The 20,516-nt window shown below is 71.1% G+C and carries 19 protein-coding genes and 1 pseudogene; 10 read left to right on the top strand and 10 right to left on the bottom strand.

Going from position 1 to position 20,516, the window contains the following annotated elements:
• Nucleotides 1-89: 89 nt before the first annotated feature.
• Together ABD481_RS29205 and ABD481_RS29200 are read right to left on the bottom strand one after the other, a co-directional pair.
• The gene (locus ABD481_RS29205; protein ID WP_344669001.1) at nt 90-1,022 is read right to left on the bottom strand and encodes an acyl-CoA dehydrogenase family protein; all 933 of its coding nucleotides are present in this window, start codon (nt 1,020-1,022) and stop codon (nt 90-92) included.
• On the bottom strand, nt 1,019-2,161 hold the full coding sequence (locus ABD481_RS29200; RefSeq protein WP_344669000.1) for an acyl-CoA dehydrogenase family protein: 1,143 nt from the start codon (nt 2,159-2,161) through the stop codon (nt 1,019-1,021). Before ABD481_RS29200 ends, ABD481_RS29205 begins: the two co-directional genes overlap by 4 nt.
• Nucleotides 2,162-2,203: 42 nt before the next feature.
• Here ABD481_RS29200 and ABD481_RS29195 point away from each other — a divergent pair, with 42 nt between their 5' ends.
• The 7 genes from ABD481_RS29195 to ABD481_RS29165 all read left to right on the top strand — a co-directional run bounded on the left by ABD481_RS29195 (nt 2,204) and on the right by ABD481_RS29165 (nt 10,786).
• Nucleotides 2,204-3,388, top strand: coding sequence for an acyl-CoA dehydrogenase family protein (locus tag ABD481_RS29195; protein ID WP_344668999.1), 1,185 nt, complete (start codon nt 2,204-2,206; stop codon nt 3,386-3,388).
• Between the two features lie 146 nt (nt 3,389-3,534).
• Nucleotides 3,535-4,329, top strand: coding sequence for an SDR family oxidoreductase (locus ABD481_RS29190; RefSeq protein ID WP_344669062.1), 795 nt, complete (start codon nt 3,535-3,537; stop codon nt 4,327-4,329).
• Entirely contained in the window at nt 4,322-4,921 is a 600-nt protein-coding gene (locus ABD481_RS29185) for a TetR/AcrR family transcriptional regulator (RefSeq protein ID WP_344668998.1), read from the top strand. The genes ABD481_RS29190 and ABD481_RS29185 overlap by 8 nt, the downstream gene beginning before the upstream one ends.
• A 7-nt stretch (nt 4,922-4,928) precedes the next feature.
• Nucleotides 4,929-6,110: an acetyl-CoA C-acetyltransferase gene (locus ABD481_RS29180; protein WP_344668997.1), complete on the top strand. Its 1,182-nt coding sequence runs from the start codon at nt 4,929-4,931 to the stop codon at nt 6,108-6,110.
• A gap of 119 nt (nt 6,111-6,229) precedes the next feature.
• The gene (locus ABD481_RS29175; protein ID WP_344668996.1) at nt 6,230-6,694 is read left to right on the top strand and encodes a hypothetical protein; all 465 of its coding nucleotides are present in this window, start codon (nt 6,230-6,232) and stop codon (nt 6,692-6,694) included.
• Nucleotides 6,695-6,873: 179 nt separating this feature from the next.
• A complete protein-coding gene (locus ABD481_RS29170; protein ID WP_344668995.1) occupies nt 6,874-7,938 on the top strand; it encodes a class I SAM-dependent methyltransferase in 1,065 nt (354 codons plus the stop codon).
• Nucleotides 7,939-8,023: 85 nt separating this feature from the next.
• Nucleotides 8,024-10,786: a LuxR C-terminal-related transcriptional regulator gene (locus ABD481_RS29165; RefSeq protein ID WP_344668994.1), complete on the top strand. Its 2,763-nt coding sequence runs from the start codon at nt 8,024-8,026 to the stop codon at nt 10,784-10,786.
• A 37-nt stretch (nt 10,787-10,823) separates the two neighbouring features.
• Here the strand turns inward: ABD481_RS29165 and ABD481_RS29160 are convergent.
• Nucleotides 10,824-11,093 (bottom strand): annotated as a pseudogene (locus ABD481_RS29160) (cell division protein CrgA); the annotation flags it as partial.
• 111 nt (nt 11,094-11,204) lie between these two features.
• Here ABD481_RS29160 and ABD481_RS29155 point away from each other — a divergent pair.
• Nucleotides 11,205-12,380, top strand: a complete 1,176-nt coding sequence (locus ABD481_RS29155) for an alkane 1-monooxygenase (RefSeq protein ID WP_344668993.1) — start codon at nt 11,205-11,207, stop codon at nt 12,378-12,380.
• Nucleotides 12,381-12,482: 102 nt separating this feature from the next.
• On the opposite strand, the gene ABD481_RS29150 is transcribed toward ABD481_RS29155, so the two are convergent.
• The 7 genes from ABD481_RS29150 to ABD481_RS29120 form a co-directional block, all read right to left on the bottom strand.
• Nucleotides 12,483-13,088, bottom strand: coding sequence for a CGNR zinc finger domain-containing protein (locus ABD481_RS29150; protein WP_344668992.1), 606 nt, complete (start codon nt 13,086-13,088; stop codon nt 12,483-12,485).
• A gap of 279 nt (nt 13,089-13,367) precedes the next feature.
• Nucleotides 13,368-14,378, bottom strand: coding sequence for a helix-turn-helix transcriptional regulator (locus ABD481_RS29145; protein WP_344668991.1), 1,011 nt, complete (start codon nt 14,376-14,378; stop codon nt 13,368-13,370).
• A gap of 81 nt (nt 14,379-14,459) precedes the next feature.
• Entirely contained in the window at nt 14,460-15,056 is a 597-nt protein-coding gene (locus ABD481_RS29140) for a GNAT family N-acetyltransferase (protein WP_344668990.1), read from the bottom strand.
• 10 nt (nt 15,057-15,066) lie between these two features.
• Nucleotides 15,067-16,137: an NAD(P)H-dependent flavin oxidoreductase gene (locus ABD481_RS29135; RefSeq protein ID WP_344668989.1), complete on the bottom strand. Its 1,071-nt coding sequence runs from the start codon at nt 16,135-16,137 to the stop codon at nt 15,067-15,069.
• Nucleotides 16,138-16,144: 7 nt separating this feature from the next.
• On the bottom strand, nt 16,145-16,909 hold the full coding sequence (locus tag ABD481_RS29130) for a CoA-transferase subunit beta (protein WP_344668988.1): 765 nt from the start codon (nt 16,907-16,909) through the stop codon (nt 16,145-16,147).
• Complete coding sequence (locus tag ABD481_RS29125) at nt 16,906-17,691, bottom strand: CoA transferase subunit A (protein WP_344668987.1); 786 nt, start codon at nt 17,689-17,691, stop codon at nt 16,906-16,908. Before ABD481_RS29125 ends, ABD481_RS29130 begins: the two co-directional genes overlap by 4 nt.
• A gap of 14 nt (nt 17,692-17,705) precedes the next feature.
• The gene (locus ABD481_RS29120; RefSeq protein ID WP_344669061.1) at nt 17,706-18,419 is read right to left on the bottom strand and encodes an enoyl-CoA hydratase family protein; all 714 of its coding nucleotides are present in this window, start codon (nt 18,417-18,419) and stop codon (nt 17,706-17,708) included.
• A 245-nt stretch (nt 18,420-18,664) separates the two neighbouring features.
• Here ABD481_RS29120 and ABD481_RS29115 point away from each other — a divergent pair, with 245 nt between their 5' ends.
• Entirely contained in the window at nt 18,665-19,195 is a 531-nt protein-coding gene (locus tag ABD481_RS29115; protein ID WP_344668986.1) for a hypothetical protein, read from the top strand.
• A gap of 169 nt (nt 19,196-19,364) precedes the next feature.
• The gene (locus tag ABD481_RS29110; RefSeq protein ID WP_344668985.1) at nt 19,365-20,441 is read left to right on the top strand and encodes an ATP-binding cassette domain-containing protein; all 1,077 of its coding nucleotides are present in this window, start codon (nt 19,365-19,367) and stop codon (nt 20,439-20,441) included.
• Nucleotides 20,442-20,516 lie beyond the last annotated feature (75 nt).

The following is a 20,516-nucleotide window of genomic DNA, read 5'->3' as shown; positions in this document are numbered from 1 at the left end:
CGGGGCGATGGGGCTACCCCCACTCTTGCCCTGGTCCGCGTCAGCCTACCGTCGCGGCGATCACGGTCACAGCATCGCGGCGATCACGGTCACAGCGCCGCGAGCAGCCGTCCCCGATGGAACGCCGGCGCGCCCCACGCCGAATACAGCGCGCGGATCTTTTTGAAGTGGACGGACAGGTCGTACTCGTCGGTGTAACCGATGGCGCCGTGGATCTGGAGCGCGGTACGGGCGGCCTGGTAGGCGGCCTCGCTCGCCGCGGCCTTGGCGGCCGAGATGTCCGACGAAGCGAAACTCAGCGCCGCGGCGAAGACCAGCGGCCGGGCGAACTCCAGGCCGGTGTGCGCGTCGGCGAGCCGGTGCTTGACCGCTTGGTACTCGCCGATCGGCCGCCCGAACTGCACGCGCTGCTTGGCATAGGCGACGGTCAGGTCCAGCGCGGCGCGGCCGAGACCGAGGAGTTGGGCGGCGGTGTAGAGCGCGGCGGCGTCGAAGATCGCAGCCGGGTGCGGCGGTTCGCCGGTGACGGGGGAAAGAGGCCGAGTCGGATCGAGAGAGGCGACCGAGGAGCTACCCGGACAACCAACCGGAGAGTCATCCGCCGCCGGGAGACAGAGCTCTGCGACATCGACATTGGGAGCATAAGGAGCTTCCGGCGGCACCGCGACGGTCGCGACCGCGCCGGCCGCCAGACGCGGCAACCATTCGGCAGCGAGTGAGTCAGCATCCTCAGAACCGCCGTTGGCAGCGCCGGCAAAAGCAGTCGCGACAGCCAACGACTCCGCATACGGCCCCGGCGCGCCGTGAAACCCGATCCGCTCCATCGCGGCACACAGCTCGACCGGATACTCGCCCGCCAGCGAGTGCACCCCGATCGCCGCCAACCCCCGCCAGATCTCCAACCCGGGCTTGGTGTCGCCACCGGCCCAAGCCCGCGCCGCCGCGATCCCGCCCGCGTCGCGGAGCAACGCGTCGACCGCGTCCCGGAACTCGCGCTGCTCCGCCGTCAATGCGAACCTCACCGCGCCCCCCTCGGCAGCCCGAGCACCCGCTCAGCGACCACGTTCCGCTGGATCTCGTTTGTCCCCGCGTAAATCGGCCCGGCGAGCGCGAACAAGTAGCCGTCCATCCAGTCCGAGTCCAGGCGTTCGGCGTCCGGGCCGAGCAGATCCAAGGCCGTCTCGTGCATCGCCAGGTCCAACTCGGACCAGAACAGCTTGTTCACGCTGGTCTCCACGCCGAGCGTGCCGCCGTCGGCGATGCGCGCCGCCGTCTCGAACGTCGCCAGCTGGTAGGCCCGCGCGCCGATCCAGGCGTCGGCGACCCGGTCGCGGAACCCGGCCGGGCGCCCCGCGGCGTCCCACAGCGCCACCAGCCGTCGCGCCGTCGCCAGAAAGCGCCCCGGCGAGCGCAGATACAGTCCGCGTTCCTTGCCTGCGGTGGCCATGGTGACTTTCCAGCCGTCGCCGACCGCGCCCAGGATGTCGCTGTCCGGTACGCGCACCGCGTCGAAGAACAGCTCCGCGAAGCCCGGTTCGCCGTCGAACTGCGGGATCGGGCGGACGGTCACGCCCGGCGCCGTCAGCGGGAACAGGAAGTACGTCAGGCCCCTGTGGCGTTCGGCGGCCGGGTCGGTGCGGAACAAGCCGAAGCCCCAGTCGGCGAAGGACGCGCGGGAGGACCAGGTCTTCTGCCCGGACAGCAGCCAGCCGTCGTCGGACGGTGCGCGCACCGCCGTCGAGCGCAGCGACGCCAGGTCGGATCCCGCTTCGGGTTCGGACCAGGCCTGCGCCCAGATCTGCTCGCCGGACGCCATCGCCGGCAGGAACCGCTCCTTCTGTTCGGCGGTCCCGTGGTCCAGGATCGAGGGTGCCAGCAGGTTGATACCGTTCTGCGACACACGTCCGGGCGCGCCCGCGGCCCAGTACTCCTCTTCGAAGACGAGCCATTCGGTGATCGACGCGCCGCGTCCGCCGTACTCGGGCGGCCACGACACCACCGAGTACCGCTGCTCGAACAGCGTCCGCTCCCACCGCCGGTGGGCCTCGAAGCCCTCGGTGGTGTCCATCGACGGCAGCGGTCCGGCCGGAACGTGCGCGGCCAGCCAGCGCCGCACCTCGGCGCGGAAGTCCTGCTCGGGCGCACTGAAGCTCAGGTCCACGCGGCCTATCGTACCAAGCAAACGATTGGTAGGGTAGGCCGCGTGGAGCTCACCTACACCGCCGCGGACGAGGCCTTCCGGGCCGAGGTCCGCGACTGGCTGCGGGACCACCTCACCGGCGAGTTCGCCGCGGCGAAGGGCCTGGGCGGGCCCGGGCGCGAACACGAGGCCTTCGACGTCCGCGTGGCCTGGGACCGGCATCTCGCCGCCCACGGCTGGACCTGCCTGGACTGGCCGGAGGAGTACGGCGGCCGGGCCGCGTCCGTCGTGCGGCAGGTCGTCTTCCACGAGGAGTACGCCCGCGCCGAGGCGCCGATCCGTGTCAGCCACGTCGGCGAGCAGCTCCTCGGCCCCACTCTGATCGCGCACGGCACCGAGGAACAGCGCCAGCGTTTCCTGCCCGGGATCCGCGACGTCACCGAGCTGTGGTGCCAGGGCTATTCGGAGCCCGACGCCGGCTCGGACCTGGCCAACGTCAAGACCACCGCGGTGCTGTCCGACGACGGCACCGAGTGGATCCTCAACGGCCAGAAGGTCTGGACCTCGCTGGCCCACCTCGCCGATTGGTGCTTCGTCGTCGCGCGCACCAGCCCCGACAAGCCCAGGCACCACGGCCTGTCCTACCTGCTGGTGCCGATGGACCAGCCCGGCGTCGAGGTCCGGCCGATCCTCCAGCTCACCAGGACCTCCGAGTTCAACGAGGTCTGGTTCACCGACGCCCGGACCGCCGCGGGCAACGTCGTCGGCGGCGTCGACGAGGGCTGGCGCGTCGCCATGGCGACCCTCGGCTTCGAGCGCGGCGTCTCCACGCTCGGCCAGCAGATCGGCTTCCGCCGCGAGCTCGACGCGCTCGTCGCATTGGCCAAGGCCAACGGAAGCGCGGCCGATCCGCTGGTCCTGGACCGCCTCACCCGCGCCGCCATCGGGCTGGACGTGCTGCGTCTCAATGCCCTGCGGTCGATGACCGGCCTGGCCGACGGGGCGCCGGGCCCGGAGGCCTCGATCGCCAAACTGGCGTGGGCGCGCTGGCACCGGGACCTCGGCGAGCTGGCGATGGATGTGCTCGGCGCCGGCGGCACGGTCACCGGTTCCGGCTACGACCTCGACGAGTGGCAGCGGCTGTGGCTGTTCAGCCGCGCCGACACCATCTACGGCGGATCCGACGAGATCCAGCGGAACGTCATCGCCGAGCGCGTCCTCGGCCTCCCGAAGGAGCCACGCGCGTGACTGTGCCGCTGGAGCCGACAGTGCCGCTGGAGCCGACAGTGCCGCCCGAGCCAACAGCGCCGCCCGAGCCGACAGTGCTGCCAGAGCCGACAGCGCCGTCCGAGCCGATAGTGCCGCCGGAGCCGACTGCGCCGCCCGAGCCGGTCGTGTCGCGAGGCCCGACCGCGCCCCACTACGTCCCGCCCCACAACCTCCTCACCGCCAAAACCGTCGCCGTCACCGCGGCCGCCGGCACCGGCATCGGCGCCGCCGTCGCGCGCCGCTGTCTCGAAGAGGGCGCGCGCGTCGTCGTCAGCGACCACCACGAACGCCGCCTGGAGGAGACCCGCGCCGCGCTCGCCGCCGAGTTCGGCGCCGACGCCGTCCACGCGATCGTCTGCGACGTCACCCGCGAGGACCAGGTCCAGGCCCTGATCGAGGGCGCCGCCGACCGCCTCGGCCGCCTCGACGTCCTGATCAACAACGCCGGCCTCGGCGGCACCGCCTCCGTCCTGGACATGACCGACGAGCAGTGGCTGCGCGTCCTGGACGTCACCCTCACCGGCACCTTCCGCTGCACCCGCGCCGCCCTGCGCCGGATGCGCGACCAGGGCACCGGCGGCGCGATCGTCAACAACGCCTCCGTCATCGGCTGGCGCGCCCAGGAAGGCCAGGCGCACTACGCCGCCGCGAAGGCCGGCGTGATGGCGCTGACCCGCTGCTCGGCGCTCGACGCCGCCCCGTACGGTGTGCGGGTGAACGCCGTCGCGCCGTCCCTGGCCATGCACCCCTTCCTCGCCAAAGTCACCACCGACGAGCTGCTCGCCGAGCTGACCGCCCGCGAGGCGTTCGGGCGCGCCGCCGAGCCGTGGGAGGTCGCGAATGCCATGGTGTTCCTGGCAAGCGACTATGCCTCCTACCTGACCGGTGAAGTCCTCTCCGTTTCGAGCCAACATGCCTAAACCACCGCCCACCTCCGACCGCCGCGCCGAACTCCTGCTGCTGGCCGCCGCGCTGTTCGCCGAGCGCGGCTACAAGAACACGACCGTGCGCGACATCGCCGACGCCGCCGGCATCCTCTCCGGGAGTCTCTACCACCACTTCGACTCCAAGGAGACGATGGCGGACGAGATCCTCCGGACCTTCCTGGCCGATCTGTTCCGCGAATACCGGGCGATCGTCGAGCGGGAAGGTGACCCCCGGCGCGCCTTCGAACAGCTGGTGCACGCCTCGTTCCAAGCGATCGACAACAACCACTCGGCGATCGCGCTCTACCAGAACGAGGCCAAGCAACTGCGGCAGTCCGCACGCTTCGCCTATCTGGACGACACCGACCGCGAGTTCCGCGAGATCTGGCTCGGCACCCTGGAGAAAGGCATCGCCTCGGGGGCGTTCCGCGCCGATCTCGACGCCACCATGGCCTACCGCTTCGTGCGCGACACCGTCTGGGTCGCGGTGCGCTGGTACGTGCCCGGCGGGAAGCTCACCGCCGAAGCCGTCTCCGCGCAGTACCTCTCCATGATCCTCGAAGGGTTCCAGAGCAGGGAGGAGTGAGGCAGCGATGTCGGAGCGCGGGAGGGCGCGGGCGAACACAGCCGAGGCCTACATAGTCGGGGCGGCGCGCACGGCTGTCGGGCGCAAGAAGGGCGCGCTGGCGTCCGCGCACCCGGCGGATCTGGGCGCCCACGTCATCAAAGCCGTCGTGGACGCCGCCGGCGTCGACCCGGCCGCCGTCGACGACGTCGTGTTCGGCTGCGTCGACACCATCGGCCACCAGGCCGGCGACATCGCGCGCACCGCGTGGCTGGCCGCCGGGCTGCCCGAAGAAGTGCCCGGTGTCACCGTCGACCGGCAGTGCGGATCCTCGCAGCAGGCAGTGCACTTCGCGGCGCAGGCCGTTATGTCCGGGACCGCCGACCTGGTCGTGGCCGGCGGGGTGCAGAACATGTCGCAGATCCCGATCGCCGCCGCCATGACCGTCGCCGGCCAGTTCGGCATCACCGATCCGTTCTCCGGATCCGCGGGCTGGCGCGCGCGATACGGCGACCAGCCGGTGTCGCAGTTCCACGCCGCCGAGCTCATCGCCGAGAAGTGGGACGTCTCTCGCGACGCCATGGAGGACTTCGCGCTGGAGTCGCACCGGCGCGCGCTGGCCGCGATCGACGCCGGGCGGTTCGAGCGGGAGATCGTGCCGTACAACGGTTTCGCGGTGGACGAGGGGCCGCGGCGCGACACCTCGAAAGAAGCGATGGCCGGCCTGCGGACCCTGGTCGAGGGCGGACGCCTCACCGCGGCCGTCTCGTCGCAGATCTCTGATGCGGCCGCCGCGCTGCTGGTCGCCTCCGAGGAAGCTGTGCGCACGCACGGGCTTACACCCCGGGCCCGCATCCACCACCTGTCGGTACGCGGCGCGGACCCGATTTTCATGCTCACCGCGCCGATCCCCGCCACCGCGCACGCTTTGCGCAAGGCCGGGATGAGCCTGGACGACATCGACCTGGTCGAGATCAACGAGGCCTTCGCGCCGGTGGTGCTGGCGTGGGCGAAGGCGACCGGCGCGGACCTGGCGAAGGTGAACGTCAACGGTGGCGCGATCGCGCTCGGGCACCCCCTGGGCGCCACCGGGGCGCGTCTGATGACGAGCCTGCTGCACGAGCTCGAACGCACCGGCGGCCGCTACGGGCTGCAGACGATGTGCGAGGGCGGCGGACAGGCGAACGTCACGATCATCGAGCGGCTGTAGGGGCTTGAGGCGGCCCCTGGGAAACCCCGGCGGAACCTGGGAAACCCCTGAGGCGTGTGATTCGTATCAGCCGACGAATCCCGTGACCCCGCAGCGCAGCGGCAGTACCCTGAATGGTGATGAGCCAGAATACGAAGGCCGGTGCGGCGGTGGCAGCCATTGTGCTGCTGCTGTTCCTCGTCGTGCGACCGTCCAGTTCCGGACACCACTTCAAGGTGACCGCCACCGAGTACGACTGCAACGTGAAGGTCGTCGACGATCCGCGGCCGCTGAACCGGCAGATCCTGGCCACGGTGGGCATCAAATGCGCCACCACGCCCAAGGAGACCGACTTCGTGATGCAGCTCCAGTACCGCAAGGACAGCGGAGCGCAGTGGGCGAACGTCGGCGACGCCCGCAAGTACACCGGGCCGCCGACCAAGGACTACACCGACATCAACATCACCCAGCCCTGCAAGGCCGGCAGCTGGCGGATCGCCTACCAGCTGATGGGCGTCGCCGCCTCGATAGGCAGCAACTTCCAGGAGCCGCAGCAGTTCGGCTCGGGGAAGGACATCAGCCAGTCGCAGTGCGACAACTCCTGATCGGGCGCGCGCTACTCGGCATCGTCCCGCACCGCCCCTGCGCGTCCATGTCGCGCCACCCTTCCGTGGCCACCACGGATCCCGGCGGATCCGTGTCCGCCACGGAGGTCCGCGGGCACCGGACAGCGAAGACTCTCTGAGCACGGGGACGTTCCCCGTCCACGACAAGGAGAGTCCTCATGTCCACCACCATCGACCACGTGAGGCTGGAGCAGTTCGTCGGCCAAGCCGTGGACGACATGGCCGCGGCCATCTCGGGCCTGCTCGTGCACCTCGGCGACGGCCTGGGGCTGTACCGGGCGATGGCCGGAGCCGGTCCGCTGACCGTCGAGGCGCTGGCCGCCCGGACCGCTACCACGCCCCGGTTCGTCCGCGAATGGCTCTGCAATCAGGCGGCCGGCGGCTACGTCACCCACGACCCGGAGGACGACACCTTCGAGCTGCCCGCCGAGCACGCCGCGGTGCTGGCGCACGAGGACAGCCCGGTGTTCCTCGGCGGCGCCTACGAGGCCATCGCTTCCTGCTACTCCGACTACGCCCACCTCGCCGAGGCGTTCCGCGGCGGCGCCGGGTTCGGCTGGGAGCAGCACGACGAGCGCCTCTTCTCCGGCGTCCGGCGCCTGTTCCAGCCCAGCTATGCCGCTCATCTCACGAGCGCGTGGATCCCCGCGCTCGACGGCGTCGAGGCCAAACTCAAGGCCGGGGCCAGCGTCGCCGACGTCGGCTGCGGGCTCGGCGGCTCCACGGTGCTGATGGCCCAGGCCTACGCGCACTCGACTTTCGCAGGGTTCGACATCCACGGCCCGTCGATCGAGGCGGCGCGCGAGGCGGCGACGCGGAACTCTGTGAACTACCGCGTCCGCTTCGACACCGCCTCCGCCGACGCCTTCCCCGGCACCGGTTTCGACCTGATCTGCCTGTTCGACTGCCTGCACGACATGGGCGACCCGCTCGGCGCGGCCCGGCACATCCGCGGCGCCCTGGCCGATGACGGGACGCTGATGCTGGTCGAGCCGAATGCCGGCGACGTTCTGGAGGAGAACCTCAACCCGGTGAGCCGCGCCTTCTACGGCTTCTCGACCGCCATCTGCACTCCGGCGTCCTTGGCGCAGCCGGTCGGCCTGGGTCTGGGTGCGCAGGCCGGACCGTCGCGGCTGACCGAAATCCTGCGGGAAGCCGGGTTCACCAGGGTCCGCGAGGCCGCGCGGACGCCCTTCCACCTGATCATCGAGGCCCGTCCCTGACTGCGTGCGGCGACCACCCTGCCCGGCGGCGAACCCGCCGGGCAGAGCTCCGACCGCCAGCATTCTGATACGCGACAATGACGTGGTGAACGCCCAGCCCGCCGCGCGGACGGCCGACATATCCGATCGCGAGGCCGAGGTACTGGCCGGGGTCGGGGAGCACCTGACCAATGCCGAGATAGCGGGGCGGCTGTACATCTCGGTGCGGACCGTGGAGAGCCACATCTCCTCCATGCTGCGCAAGTTCGGGGTGAACGACCGGCGCGCGCTGGTCCGGCTGGCAGCCGCTGACCGGCGCCCGGCTGCCGGTCTGGAGGTTCGGAAGCCCGGCGGTACGTTGCCGGCGCCGCTGACGCCGTTTGTGGGCAGGACCGCCGAGGTCCGTGCGCTCTTGGCCACGTTGGCTGAACACCGCCTGGTCACCGCTGTCGGCCCCGGCGGCATCGGCAAGACCCGCCTGGCGCTGGCGACGGCCGGGCAGACCGAGGGACGCTTCGGCGATCTGTGGTACGTGGACCTGGTCCCGATCTCCGACGACGCGATGGTCGCTCCCGCCGTGACCGACGCGCTCGGCCTGGGAGAGCAACAGGGACGTTCGCCGCAGGAGGCAGCGCTCGCCTGGCTGGCCGACCGCGAAGGACTGCTCCTGCTCGACAACTGCGAGCATCTCGCCGACGGCGTGGTCATGCTGGTCGAGCGGATCCTCACCGTCTGTCCTCGGGTCCGGGTCCTGGCGACCAGCCGTGCGCGGCTCCTGGTGCCGCACGAGCAGGTGTTCCCGGTGCCGGGGATGGCGATCGACGACAGTGGCGCCGACGGCGACGGTGACGCGGTCGACCTCTTCGAAGCCCGGGCCCTCGCGGCGGGCACAACGCTCGGCCTCGGCGATCGTCGAAGGGTGGCGGCGATCTGCCGCGCACTCGACGGCGTGGCGCTGGCGATCGAACTGGCGGCGGCACGTCTTCCGGCCCTCGGGCTCGACGGCCTGCAAGCCGCGCTGGCGGACCGCCTCGATCTGCTGACCGGCGGCCGCCGGCTGGACGATCGGCACCGGTCGCTGCGCTCGGCACTGGACTGGAGCCACGCGCTGCTCAGCACGCCCGAACAGGCGGTGCTGCGACGAGTCTCGGTTTTCGCCGCGCCGTTCACGGCCGAAGCCGCCGCGGCACTGCTCTCCGACTGGCCGCCCGCCGGAAGCGTGCCGACCGTGCTGGCCGGACTCGCCGACCACAGCCTGCTGACCACCGTCCCGGCGGCGGACGGCACGCGCTATCGCATGCTGGAGACCATCCGCCAATATGGTGCCGAGCGACTGCTCCGCGCCGACGAGCACTTCGAGGCCGGTATCAGACATCTGCGCTGGTGCCTGGCCCAGGCGGAGGAGTGGTCCGACCGCATCCTCGAAGAGATCCCGTCAGCGTTGGACTGGGCCGCCACCGAACCGGAAGCCCGGGCCGAAGGTCACCGGCTGGCCCTGGTCATGGCAGAACTCTGCTTCCTCCACGGCCGTCCCGGCGAAGCTCAGCGGCGTTACGAGCAGGCCGCCGTCCTCGCCGCCGACGACACCGCCGCGGCTGACGCCCTCGCGAAGGCGGCGACAGCGGCGGAGATCCGGCACTTCGGTGGTGAAGCGATCCGCCTTCACCGCGCCTGCGCCGACGCAGCCCGGCGTACGGGCGCCCGTGCGTCGGCGGCCTACCACCTTGCGCAGGCCGCGGAGCTGATCAAGCGCGGGCCGGGCCTGGTCCAGGGCACTGATCTGCCCGATCCGGCTGCCCTGCTCGCCGAGGCGGCCCTGCTCGCGGACGGCGACCCCAGCGCCTTGGCCCGGATCGCGGTTGTCGAGGCGTATCTGTACAGCGACCTCGACCCGCACGATCTCGGGCCCGCCGAGCGCGCCGTCGCCCTGTCCCGCCAGGCCGGCGATCCCTTGGCCGAGAGTGCCGGGCTGGATCAGCTGACCAGTGTCCAGCTCGCGCGCGGAGAGATCAGGGCGGCCGCCGACAGTGCTCTGCGACGCGCCGAACTCGTGGCGCCTTACCGGCAGCGGCCTTTGGATGCCGGCATGGAACTCTTCGACGCCTACCAAATGGCCGCCGAGTGCGCGACCGCGGCGGGCGACCTGGCCGGGGCCCGCCGGCTCGCCGAGCAGGTGCACGATCTGCCCTTCTACCAGGAGGAGGGCCATCTGGCCACGTCCCGGCTGCTGGTGGTGACCGCGCTGACCGGCGACTGGGACGACCACGCGGTGTTCGCCGAGCGCTTCCGCCAGGGATGGGAACATGCCGGCCGTCCCAGAGCGGGCAACCTCAGCCGCGCGCCCTACGCTGCCGCCGCCGTATGCGGACTGCGCGGTGATGATGCCGGCCGGCAGTGGTGGCTCTCGGTCGTCGAAGCGATCGCCACCCCCGGGCTGCCGATCGCGCGGATCCGCCACGGCGCCTTCTTCGACGCCCTCGTGCTGCTCCATCACGGCCGCGCCGACGAGGCACTGGCCCTGCTGACGACGCCCCCGGAGGATCTTCGCGCCTGGTACAGCGGAATGTGGCGGACCTGGTACGCCGCGGTGTGGGCCGAGTCCGCCGTGCTGGCCGGCGACGCGTCGGCCGAGGACCGGCTGCGCCGAGCCCGACCCGAGACCGCCGACAACCCGGTCGCGGCGGCGATCGTCGAACGCTGCGTCGCTCTCGCTGCCGGCGACCGGAAGACGATGCTCGCCGCAGCAGATCGGCTCCTCGTTGCGGGCTGCCGCTATCAGTGGGCCCGCACCCTCGTCCTGGCGGACGGTCCGGAGCGTGAGCAGGGCGTGGAGGCGCTGGCCGCGATCGGCGCGGCTCCGATGAAGTAGTCCGGCGTCCGCGTGAGGGAGGCGAGGGCGACCCGCCTCAGCCGAGGCTGCCCGCCGCTGATCCGTCCGACGAACGCTGCGCGGCTTCCCGCTTCTCCTTCTCCGACGGATCGCCGTGCCACTCCATCGACAGCCCGATGAAGAACGTCAGCAGCACGCCGACCACGACGTAGTTCCAGCCTCCGAGCGCGCTCTGCCCGGGCAGCGGAGCCAGCGTGTAGGTGAGGATCCACCCGGTGGCCAGAGTCAGGCATCCCAGGATCAACCCACCGAACCAGGGCGGCGATGGCTTGTCATTCATGGCGCTCCTGTCAACTTGGACCCTTGTGGAGCAGTGTGATGCGTGCCACTCTCATTGTGCAAGGGATCCAATAAGAGATCCCCCGAAAGCGTTGGGGACGAACCAGGAGGCTGCGACATGTCGGCGTCGACCCTCGGCTCCACCGGTCTGCGATCCGAGGCGCAAACCTGGCAGGACGGCAAACGGTACCTGTGGCCGCTGGCCCTGGTGGTGCCGATCCTCCCGTATGTCGCCTACGGGCTGTGGCACCGCTTCGACAACGCCCTCGCGTGGTATCTGACGCCGTTCCTGGTGTACGTGATCGTGCCGCTCGGCGACTGGCTCATCGGCGAGGACGCCGGCAATCCGCCGGCCGAGCGCGAGGCGCAGCTGCAATCCGCCTGGTACTACCGGGTCTTGACGTTCCTCTACCTGCCCCTCCAGTTCGGATCCCTGGTGCTGGGCGCGTGGGCGTGGAGCCAGCCACACGTCAACCTGCCCTCCCGGATCGGGATGATCATCAGCGTCGGCATCGTGACCGGCATCGCCATCAACACGGCGCACGAGTTGGGCCACAAGCGCGAGGAACTGGAGCGCTGGTTCTCGAAGATCGCGCTGGCGCCGTCCGGATACGGACACTTCTACGTGGAGCACAACCGGGGACACCATGTGCGGGTCGCGACGCCGGAGGACCCGGCGTCGGCGCGGATGGGGGAGTCGTTCTACCGCTTCTGGCCCCGGACGGTGTGGGGGTCGCTGAGGTCGGCGTGGGAGCTGGAGACGAAGAAGCACCGGCTGCGCAAGCGCTCGCCGTGGACGCTGCGGAACGACGTCCTGAACGCCTGGCTGATGACGGTCGTGGTGTTCGCCGCCCTGACGCTCTGGTTCGGACTCGGCGTGCTGCCGTTCCTGCTCGTGCAGATGGTGTTCGGGTTCTCGCTGCTGGAGATCGTGAACTACCTCGAACACTACGGGCTGCTGCGGCAGCGGACGGCCGCCGGCCGGTACGAGAAGGTCGAGCCGGTGCACAGCTGGAACAGCGACCGGCTGTCCACCAACGTGTTCCTGTACCAGCTTCAGCGGCACAGCGACCATCACGCGTACCCGAACCGCCGCTACCAGGTGTTGCGCTCGTTCGACGAGGCGCCGCAGCTGCCGGCCGGGTACGCGACGATGATCGTGGTCGCCCTGTTCCCGCCGTTGTGGCGCCGGGTGATGGATCCGCGAGTGCTCGCGCACTACGAGGGCGACGTGTCGCGGGCGAACCTGACGCCGAAGCTGCGAGCGAAGCATGAGCCCAAGAAGACCGGCTGAGCCCGGGAAAGCCGGGTAAGGCCGAGGGGACCGGAGCCGGTCGCACCCGGCCCCGGTTCTTGAGAGACGAGTCGATCAGCGTGCTGCGTTGCGATTGATCAGCTATTGCCCGGCTTTACGCCGGGCCCGGTAAGCGGCCGCCGCTGCCCGGTCGTTGCACCAGTCGCTGCAAAACCGGCGGCTCCCGGACCGCGACCGGTCCACGAAAGCGCACTCGCACGGCGATCCCGCGCACGTCCCCAGCCGCCGCAGCTCCGAGTCGGCGATCAGCTCCGCGGCCGCGGCGGGGAGCCGGGCGGACAGCGCCTCCATGCCCGTGGCCCGGGGCGCCACCTGGAGGATCGGCCGGCCGTCGTCGTCCATGACGAGCTGCGGCACCGCCCCGCCGCGCACCAGCATCGGATTGACGATCTCCGCGGCCTCTTCCAGCGTCGTGGCGCTGAACACCAGCCGCAGCAGCGCCCGCAGCTCTTTCAGGCTGCTGAGATCGCCCTCGTGGAGCCCTTCGGCGATCTCGCCGTGCCCGGCGGCGCGCAGCGCGTCGCGGTACCACTGCACGGAGGTCAGCCGGTCCGGCGGGTCCTCCAGCATGTCCATCGAGTTCACCAGCAGCACGGCGAGGTCCAGGTCGTCGGCCGGGAGCCGGTGGATCCACCCGGGCGGCATGGTGAAGTCGGCTTTCGGGGGACTTCCGATATCGGCCGTCATTCGCTTGATCCCTCCCCGGTGTGCGCGGCGCATCCGTCAGCATCATCCATGTTCATACTACTGACGATTCGCCGGTTGCCTTCGACGACACCACGGTTCCACCGGACGGAGAGTTCAATTCCGTACATGCCGCCGACCGCGCGCGCCGGGATCTGTCCCCGGTCGCGCGGTCGGACTGCTGGGATCTGCATGCGGGACCGCCGTCCACTCGACTAGGGACAGCATCGCGGGCGGCCCGTATTGGCGCCGTAAACTCCGCGGGGTTCGCGTGACCGGGTCTCAGCCGGACGCCGAAACCGCCTGGGTGCCGGTGTAGATCCGCGCCAGTCCGGCGGCGGTCTCCGCGATCCGCTCCCGCAGCGCCGTCGGCGCCAGCACCTCGACCCCGGCGCCCAGCTTCAGGAACTCGCCCTCGGCGTGCGTCAGGGACTCGATCGGGACGGTCGCCTTCACCCAGCCCTCGCGCTCGCAGTCGTCCTCGGCCGTGCTGTTGACCGCGTTGACGACGTCGGAGGCCATGATCTCCTCCAGGCGCCGCCGGCCGGTGGGGGACAGCCGGATCAGGGCCTCGCCCTGCACCAGGCGGGTGCGGAACTCGGCGATCTGGCGGGACCAGTAGTCGGGGAGGTCGAAGTCCCCGGGCCGGTCGAAGCGGCCGGCGTCGCCGTCGAGCGGGGTGAGCTCCAGGATCTGGTTCACCCGGTAGGTGTTGACCCGGCCCGCCGATTCGGCGACCGCGTACCACTTGCCGGTCTTGAGCACGATCCCGTACGGCGCCAGGGTGCGCTCCACCTCGGTGGGCGCCGTCCAGCGGCGGTAGAGCACCCGGATGCGGCGCTGGTTCCAGACCGCGTCGGCCACCGCCGGCAGGTACGGGCTGGTGTCGCCGTCGTCGTACCAGCCCGGCGCGTCGAGCAGGAACCGCTGCTGGATGCGGCCGCTGCGGTCGGCCAGCTCGGCGGGCATCGAGGCCTTCACCTTGAGCTGCGCGGCCGCCATCACCGAACCCAGGCCCAGCTCGGCTGCCGGGCCCGGCAGCGCCGCCAGGAACATCGCCTCGGCCTCGTCCGCCGACAGGCCGGTCAGCCGCGTCCGGTAGCCGTCCAGCAACTGGTAGCCGCCGGCCGGCCCGGCATCCCCGTAGAGCGGGATGCCGGCCTCGTGGAGGGACTCCACGTCGCGGTAGATGGTCCGGACCGACACCTCCAACTCGTCCGCGAGCTGGCGGGCGGTCATCCGGCCCCGGGTCTGGAGCAGCAGGAGCACTGACACGAGACGGCTGGCGCGCATGCCTGGATTATGCGCTGCGGCGGGGACAGTCGGCGCGGGCCGGGCGGCGAGGAGGCATCGCGGAGACAGACCGTGGGTCCGTCAGCGCGAGGCGGTGAAGCCGGTGCTGACCTTGGTCCCGGAGCGCGCCGCGCGGGCCGCCTCGAAGTCGGCGCGGGTGACGGCGTACAGCACCATGTCGTTGTACTTGCCCTCGCGGAAGTGGCAGCCGCGCATGATGCCCTCCCGGAGCATGCCCGCCTTCTCCAGGGACCGCTGCTCGGCGATGTTCTCCACATCGGTCCCCGCCTCGATGCGGTAGACCGTGGTGCAGTTGAACAGGTAGTCCACCAGGAGCCGCTGGGCCTCGGTGCCGTAGCCCTTGCCCCGGCCGGCGGGAATGAGACCGATACCGATGTTGATAGCCGGCGCGTTGATCGGCCCGTAGTTCTCCGGATGCCAGCTGACGCCGCCGACGAACTCCCCCTGGGCCTCCACCGCGAGGCGGCCGGTGAGGTCCCCGTACTTCGGGAACGCCTCGCCGGAATCCACCAGACGCCGCAGGCGGTTCGGCACAGGCACCCCGAAGTAGCTGAAGCGGTCACTCTCCAGGGTCTCCGGGTTGTCGTCGAGGATGGCGCAGTCGTCAAGGGTGTAATTGCGCAGGCGGACGAGGCCGTCGGTGGTGTTGATGGTCATAGCCGACAAGCTAGCCCACGACCGAGGCGGACGCTCTGGCCATCGCCGCCAGAGCTTCCAGAACGGTCCTCTCCACCAGTTCCTCGCAGCTTGGCAAATCCTCGATCAAGCCGGTCACCTGGCCTGCGGACAGGACACCGGCCAAAGGATTCCCCTCCACCAGACCGGCGCGCAGCAGCATCGGGGTGTTCGCGGCCATGACGACCTGGTTGAGACCCAGCCCGTAGTGCTTGCGCATGGACAGGCCGTCGCGCAGCATCCCGCGCAGCGACATGCCGGTCATCTTCTTGAAGGCCAGGCCGTTGCGCACAGAGCGCAGTAGCCCACTCAGTGCGCCGGACCGCTCGATCTGCTCCACGAGCCCGGTCCTCAGCACCCGGTGCGGAACACCGTCGATCTTCGGGGTGGCGATCGTCCCGTTCACGTCCGCCGCCAGATACAGGGCCTTGACCGCGTCCGGAACCCGCGAGTCCGCTGTGAGCAGGAACCGTGTCCCCATCGCGATTCCCTCGGCGCCGTAGGCCAGCGCCGCCGCCAGCCCCCGGCCGTCGAAGAAGCCGCCCGCGGCCAGGACCGGGATGTCCACGGCGGCCGTGATCTGCGGCAGAAGCAGGCTGGTCGCCACCCCGCCGGTGTGGCCGCCGCCCTCGCCGCCCTGCACCACCACCGCGTCCACGCCCCACGCCGCCACCTTCTCGGCGTGCCGCCGCGCGCCGATCGACGGCACGACCACCGTCCCGGCGTCCTTCAGCTTCGCGATCAGCTCCCGTTTCGGGGCCAGCGCGAACGACGCGACCCGCACGCCCTCCTTGATCAGCAGGTCCACCCGCTCGGCGGCGTCGGCGGCGTCGGCCCGCAGGTTCACGCCGAACGGCGCGTCGGTGCGTTCCTTGACCTCGCGGATCGCGGCCGCCAGCTCGGCGTGGGACATCGTCGCCGACGCCAGGATGCCCAGCGCCCCGGCGCGCGCCGTCGCGGTCACCAGACGCGGGCCGGCGACCCAGCCCATCCCGGTCTGCACGATCGGGTGCCGGACGCCCACCAGCTCCGTCCACCGGGTCCGGATCCGCTGCTCCAGCATGCGCCGCTCAGCCCTTTCCTGGTCCTGGGGACGGGACCTCGCGCTCGCGGGTGTCTCTCGGGTCCAGCACCTCGCGGATCAGCCGGAGCGCTTCGGCGTCCGGCTCCGGCGTGGCTTCCGGGTTGTCGGTGCCGGCCAGGACGAAACCGGTCGCCGCGACGACCTCGTCGACCGTCACGCCGGGATGGATCGAGCGGATCCGCATCCGGTGGTCCGGGGTCGCGAAGTCGAACACCGCCAGGTTGGTGACGACCCGCCGCAGCCCGTGGAAGCGCGCGGCCCCGCCGACCGCGCTGGCCCGGTCGAATCCGACCCCTGAGACGACGTCCACCCGCTCCACGAACACCTTCGGCGAGTGGTTGGCGATCCAGTAGCTGGTCGGATGGTTGATGGTGTTGCCCGGCGCGCCGCGCACGCCGATCAGCTGCGCCTTGGGCCGGGCGAAGTCCGCGCCGATCGCGGAGATGTTCTGGTTGCCGAACTTGTCCAGCTGGCTGGCGCCCATAATGACGTGCCGCGCGCCGTGCCAGACCAGGTCGAACAGCTGCCGGTACGGGATGTACGCCTCGACGTGGGAATCGGCGCCGGTGGGATCGGTCAGGTAGTTCGCGTCGCCGTCGGACAGCAGCAGCCCCGGCGCGAACGTCAGCTTGGCCAGCCGGGCGCCGAGCGCCGGGACCAGGCCCATCGGCGAGGCGATCACCTCGCCGTCGCCGCGCCACGCCTCGGCGCACGCCGCCACACAGACCTCGGCGCGGGTCACGTCGCTCATCGGCTCGCCTCCACGAACAGGTCTCCGCCGGCATAAGCCTTCTGCGCCACCTCGTCGCGGCCGTAGTCCGGGACGCAGCTGGTGAAGCCCGCGCCGCCGGGCGCCTCGACGACCCCGTCCACCAGCATCCGGTTGATCCGCAAGGACTGCGGCGGTCCGCCCGCGGCCAGTTCGGCGGTGTCGACGACGCGCTCGCAGGAGACGTAGCGCTTCTCGGCGGCCATGCAGTACAGGTCGTCAAAGTAGATGTCAGGACCCAGATATTGGGTGTTGCCGAAGCGGTCGGCGCGGTTCATGTGGACCAGGGCGACGTCCAGGTGGATCGCGGGCATCGCCACCAGTTCCTCGCCGTCTTCATAGGGCGAGGTCACGGTTTTCAGGCCCGGGTTGACGGTCATGACGTCCGACCCGAGGCCGGCTCGCGTGGGGAGGAACGGCAGGCGGAGCGCGGCGGCGTACAGGCCCCACTGGAGCGCGCCCTCGTCGTACTCCGCGACCTCGATCTCGCCGTTCTGGCGGGCCTTGCGGAAGTACGGGTCCAGCGGGATCGAGTCCAGCGACACGAAGCCGTAGACGGCTTTGCGCACCTTCCCGGTCGCGCACAGCAGCCCGACGTCCGGGCCGCCGTAGGAGACCACTGTCAGATCCCTGAGGCTCGACTTGGCGATCGCGGTCACCAGCGTCATCGGCTTGCGCCGCGACCCCCAGCCGCCGATCCCGATCGTCATCCCGTCCCGCAGCCCGCCGACGACCTCGTCGGCGCTCATTCGCTTATCGCGCACGGTGCCCTGCCATTTCACGCCTTCCCCTCGACGAACTTGTCGCGTTCCTCGTCGGCGACCCCGGCCAGGTTGATCTCGAAGGTGTAGCCCTGTTCGTACCGGTAGGAGCGCTTGACGTCGACCGGGTCGATGCCGTTCAGCGCGGCCTTGGCGGCGCGGATCACCGCCGGGTGCTTGGCGGCGATCTCCGCGGCCAGCTCCAGGGCGCGGTCGTGCAGCTTCTCGCGCGGGACGACGTCCCACACCGAGCCGAACTCCAGCAGCCGTTGCGCGGGGACGGTGCGCGCCGTGTAGTACATGGTCCGCAGATAGTGCTGGGGAACCAGACGACTGAGATGGGTCGCGGCCCCCAGCGCGCCGCGGTCCACCTCCGGCAGCCCGAAGTAGGCGTCGTCGCTGGCGATGATGCTGTCGGCGTTGCCCACCAAGCCGATTCCGCCGCCGACGCAGAACCCCGCGACCTCGGCGATCACCGGCACCGGGCACTCGTAGACGGCCGCGAACGCCGCCGCGCAGCCGGCGTTGGCGCCGAGCAGGGCCTCGAAGCCGGGGGTGTTCTGCATCTCCTTGATGTCCACTCCGGCGTTGAACCCGCGGCCCTCCGCGCGCAGGATCACGACGCGGGTCTCAGGGTCCTGTCCCGCGGCCCGGACCGCGTCGGCGAGCGCGAACCATCCGGCCACCGGCAGCGCGTTCACCGGCGGATGGTCGACGGTGATCGTGACCACGCCGCGGTGTTCGGGCCGGGCCTCCCTGGTACTGGAGACGGGGTTGGTACCAGAGGCAGGGCTGGTACTGGAGACGGCGCTGCTGCTGGAGACGGTCACGACGGCCTCCTGACCGATGAGCAACCTAGCATTTGCTTGGGATCCTAGCGGTCGCCCGGAGGGGTGACCAGAGCGGCGGCCCGCTCGGCCCCGGCGGACAGTGGCCCGTGTAGGGGTGGTCCCCGATCCGATCGGAGCCGGTGCAGATGTCCGAGGAGCAGCGCGACCAGCCGCGCAACGAGTCCGAAGCCGAAACGGGGTCCGGTGCCGGGGCCGGAACCAAGGCGGCCGCCGGCGCGGTGGCCGCGGGGCGCGTCGAGCACCGTGAGGCCCGCGTCGAGCACCATGAGGCCCGCGTCTACGACCTGCACGACGGCGTCGGCGACGGCTCGCCGCGCTACGGCGAGGCCGTCGCCGAGATCCCGGAGAGCGGCTCGGAGGAGTCCTGGAGCGCCGCCCCGCACCCCGGCTACGAGCGCGACCCGAAGTCCGGCTTCACCAGCAAGCGGCTGGCGGCCGGCACCCTGATCGGCTGCCTGATCCTGGCGCTGGGGGTCTTCTATGGCACCCGGATCCTTACCGGCCGCTCCTCCAACGGCTTCGGCGCCCAGCCGTGGACCGCGGCGGTCAAGCAGGACGGCGCCGTGGTCGGCGGCATCAACGCGCAGAACAGCGACGTGGCCCCGCCGGTCGAGCTGCCGCCCGACCAGACCTTCGGCACCAGCGGCGGGAAGTAGCCCGCCGATGCGTTGACCTGCGCGAAAGGCCCGTCCTGACAGCCGCTGACACCCCCGGTGCCGGCGGCTGTCAGGCGCTGTCAGGTGCTGTCAGCGCCGTGTGCGCGCCTTATCAGCGGCGTCCCCGATGCTCGTCCCATACCGACGACGAGAAGAGGGGAACGGGTCGATGACCACCTACGCGATCGAGGCCGAGGGCCTGGCGAAGTCCTTCGGCGAGACCAAGGCGCTCCAGGGCGTGGACCTGTTCGCCAAGCCCGGCACCGTGCACGCCGTGCTCGGGCCGAACGGCGCCGGCAAGACCACCAGCGTCCGGATCCTGGCCACGCTGATCCGCGCCGACGCCGGCTCGGCCCGGATCGGCGGCTACGACGTCGTGAAGCAGGCCGAGAAGGTCCGGGCCACGATCGGCCTGACCGGACAGTACGCCTCGGTCGACGAGGACCTCACCGGCATCGAGAACCTGGAGCTGATCGGCCGGCTGCTCGACCTGTCCAAGCGCGACGCCCGGTCCCGGGCCGCCGAGCTGCTGGAGTGGTTCGACCTCGCCGAGGCCGCCAAGCGCCCGGCCAAGACCTACTCCGGCGGCATGCGCCGGCGCCTGGACCTGGCCGCCTCGCTGGTCGGCCGGCCCTCGGTGATCTTCCTGGACGAGCCCACCACCGGCCTGGACCCGGCCAAGCGCGACGACATGTGGGGCGTGGTGCGGCAGCTCGTCGGCGAGGGCTCGACCGTGCTGCTCACCACCCAGTACCTGGAGGAGGCCGACGCGCTGGCCGACGAGGTGACGGTGATCGACCGCGGCCGGGTGATCGCCCACGACACCCCGCTGGGCCTCAAGCGCGTGGTCGGCGGCCAGAAGCTGACCGTCCAGCCCTCCGACCCGGCCCGGCTGGCCGACGCCGCCGCGCTGCTCCAGCAGGTCTCCGGCGGCAAGGCCGAGTCGCCGCGCCAAGGCGTCGTGGCCGTCCCCGTCGACGACGACAGCGCACTGACCGAGGCCGTGGCCCGGCTGCACACCGCGGGCATCGGCGTGACCGAGCTGTCCCTGCACCTGCCGAGCCTGGACGAGGTGTTCTTCACCCTGGTGGGCCGCCGCGCCGGCGACGACAAGCCCGCGCTCACCACGCTGCCGCAGCGCGGGCAGCGGCCGGTGCCGGCGGAGGGGGCCGGGGAGCTTGCGTCGACCGAGGAGTCCGGGGAGTCCGACCAGGACGCGGCCCCGTCCGCACCGATCGCGGTCTGACCGCGCCCGGCCACGCCGCCACTGCCGCTCAGAGCCGCAGCAGTCGCAAGCCCTCACCGCATATCAAAGATCTTT

The organism is Catenulispora yoronensis, assembly GCF_039531695.1.
Classification (GTDB): domain Bacteria; phylum Actinomycetota; class Actinomycetes; order Streptomycetales; family Catenulisporaceae; genus Catenulispora; species Catenulispora yoronensis.
Note: the sequence above shows the minus strand (reverse complement) of the source record. Positions and strands in the feature narration are given on the sequence as shown.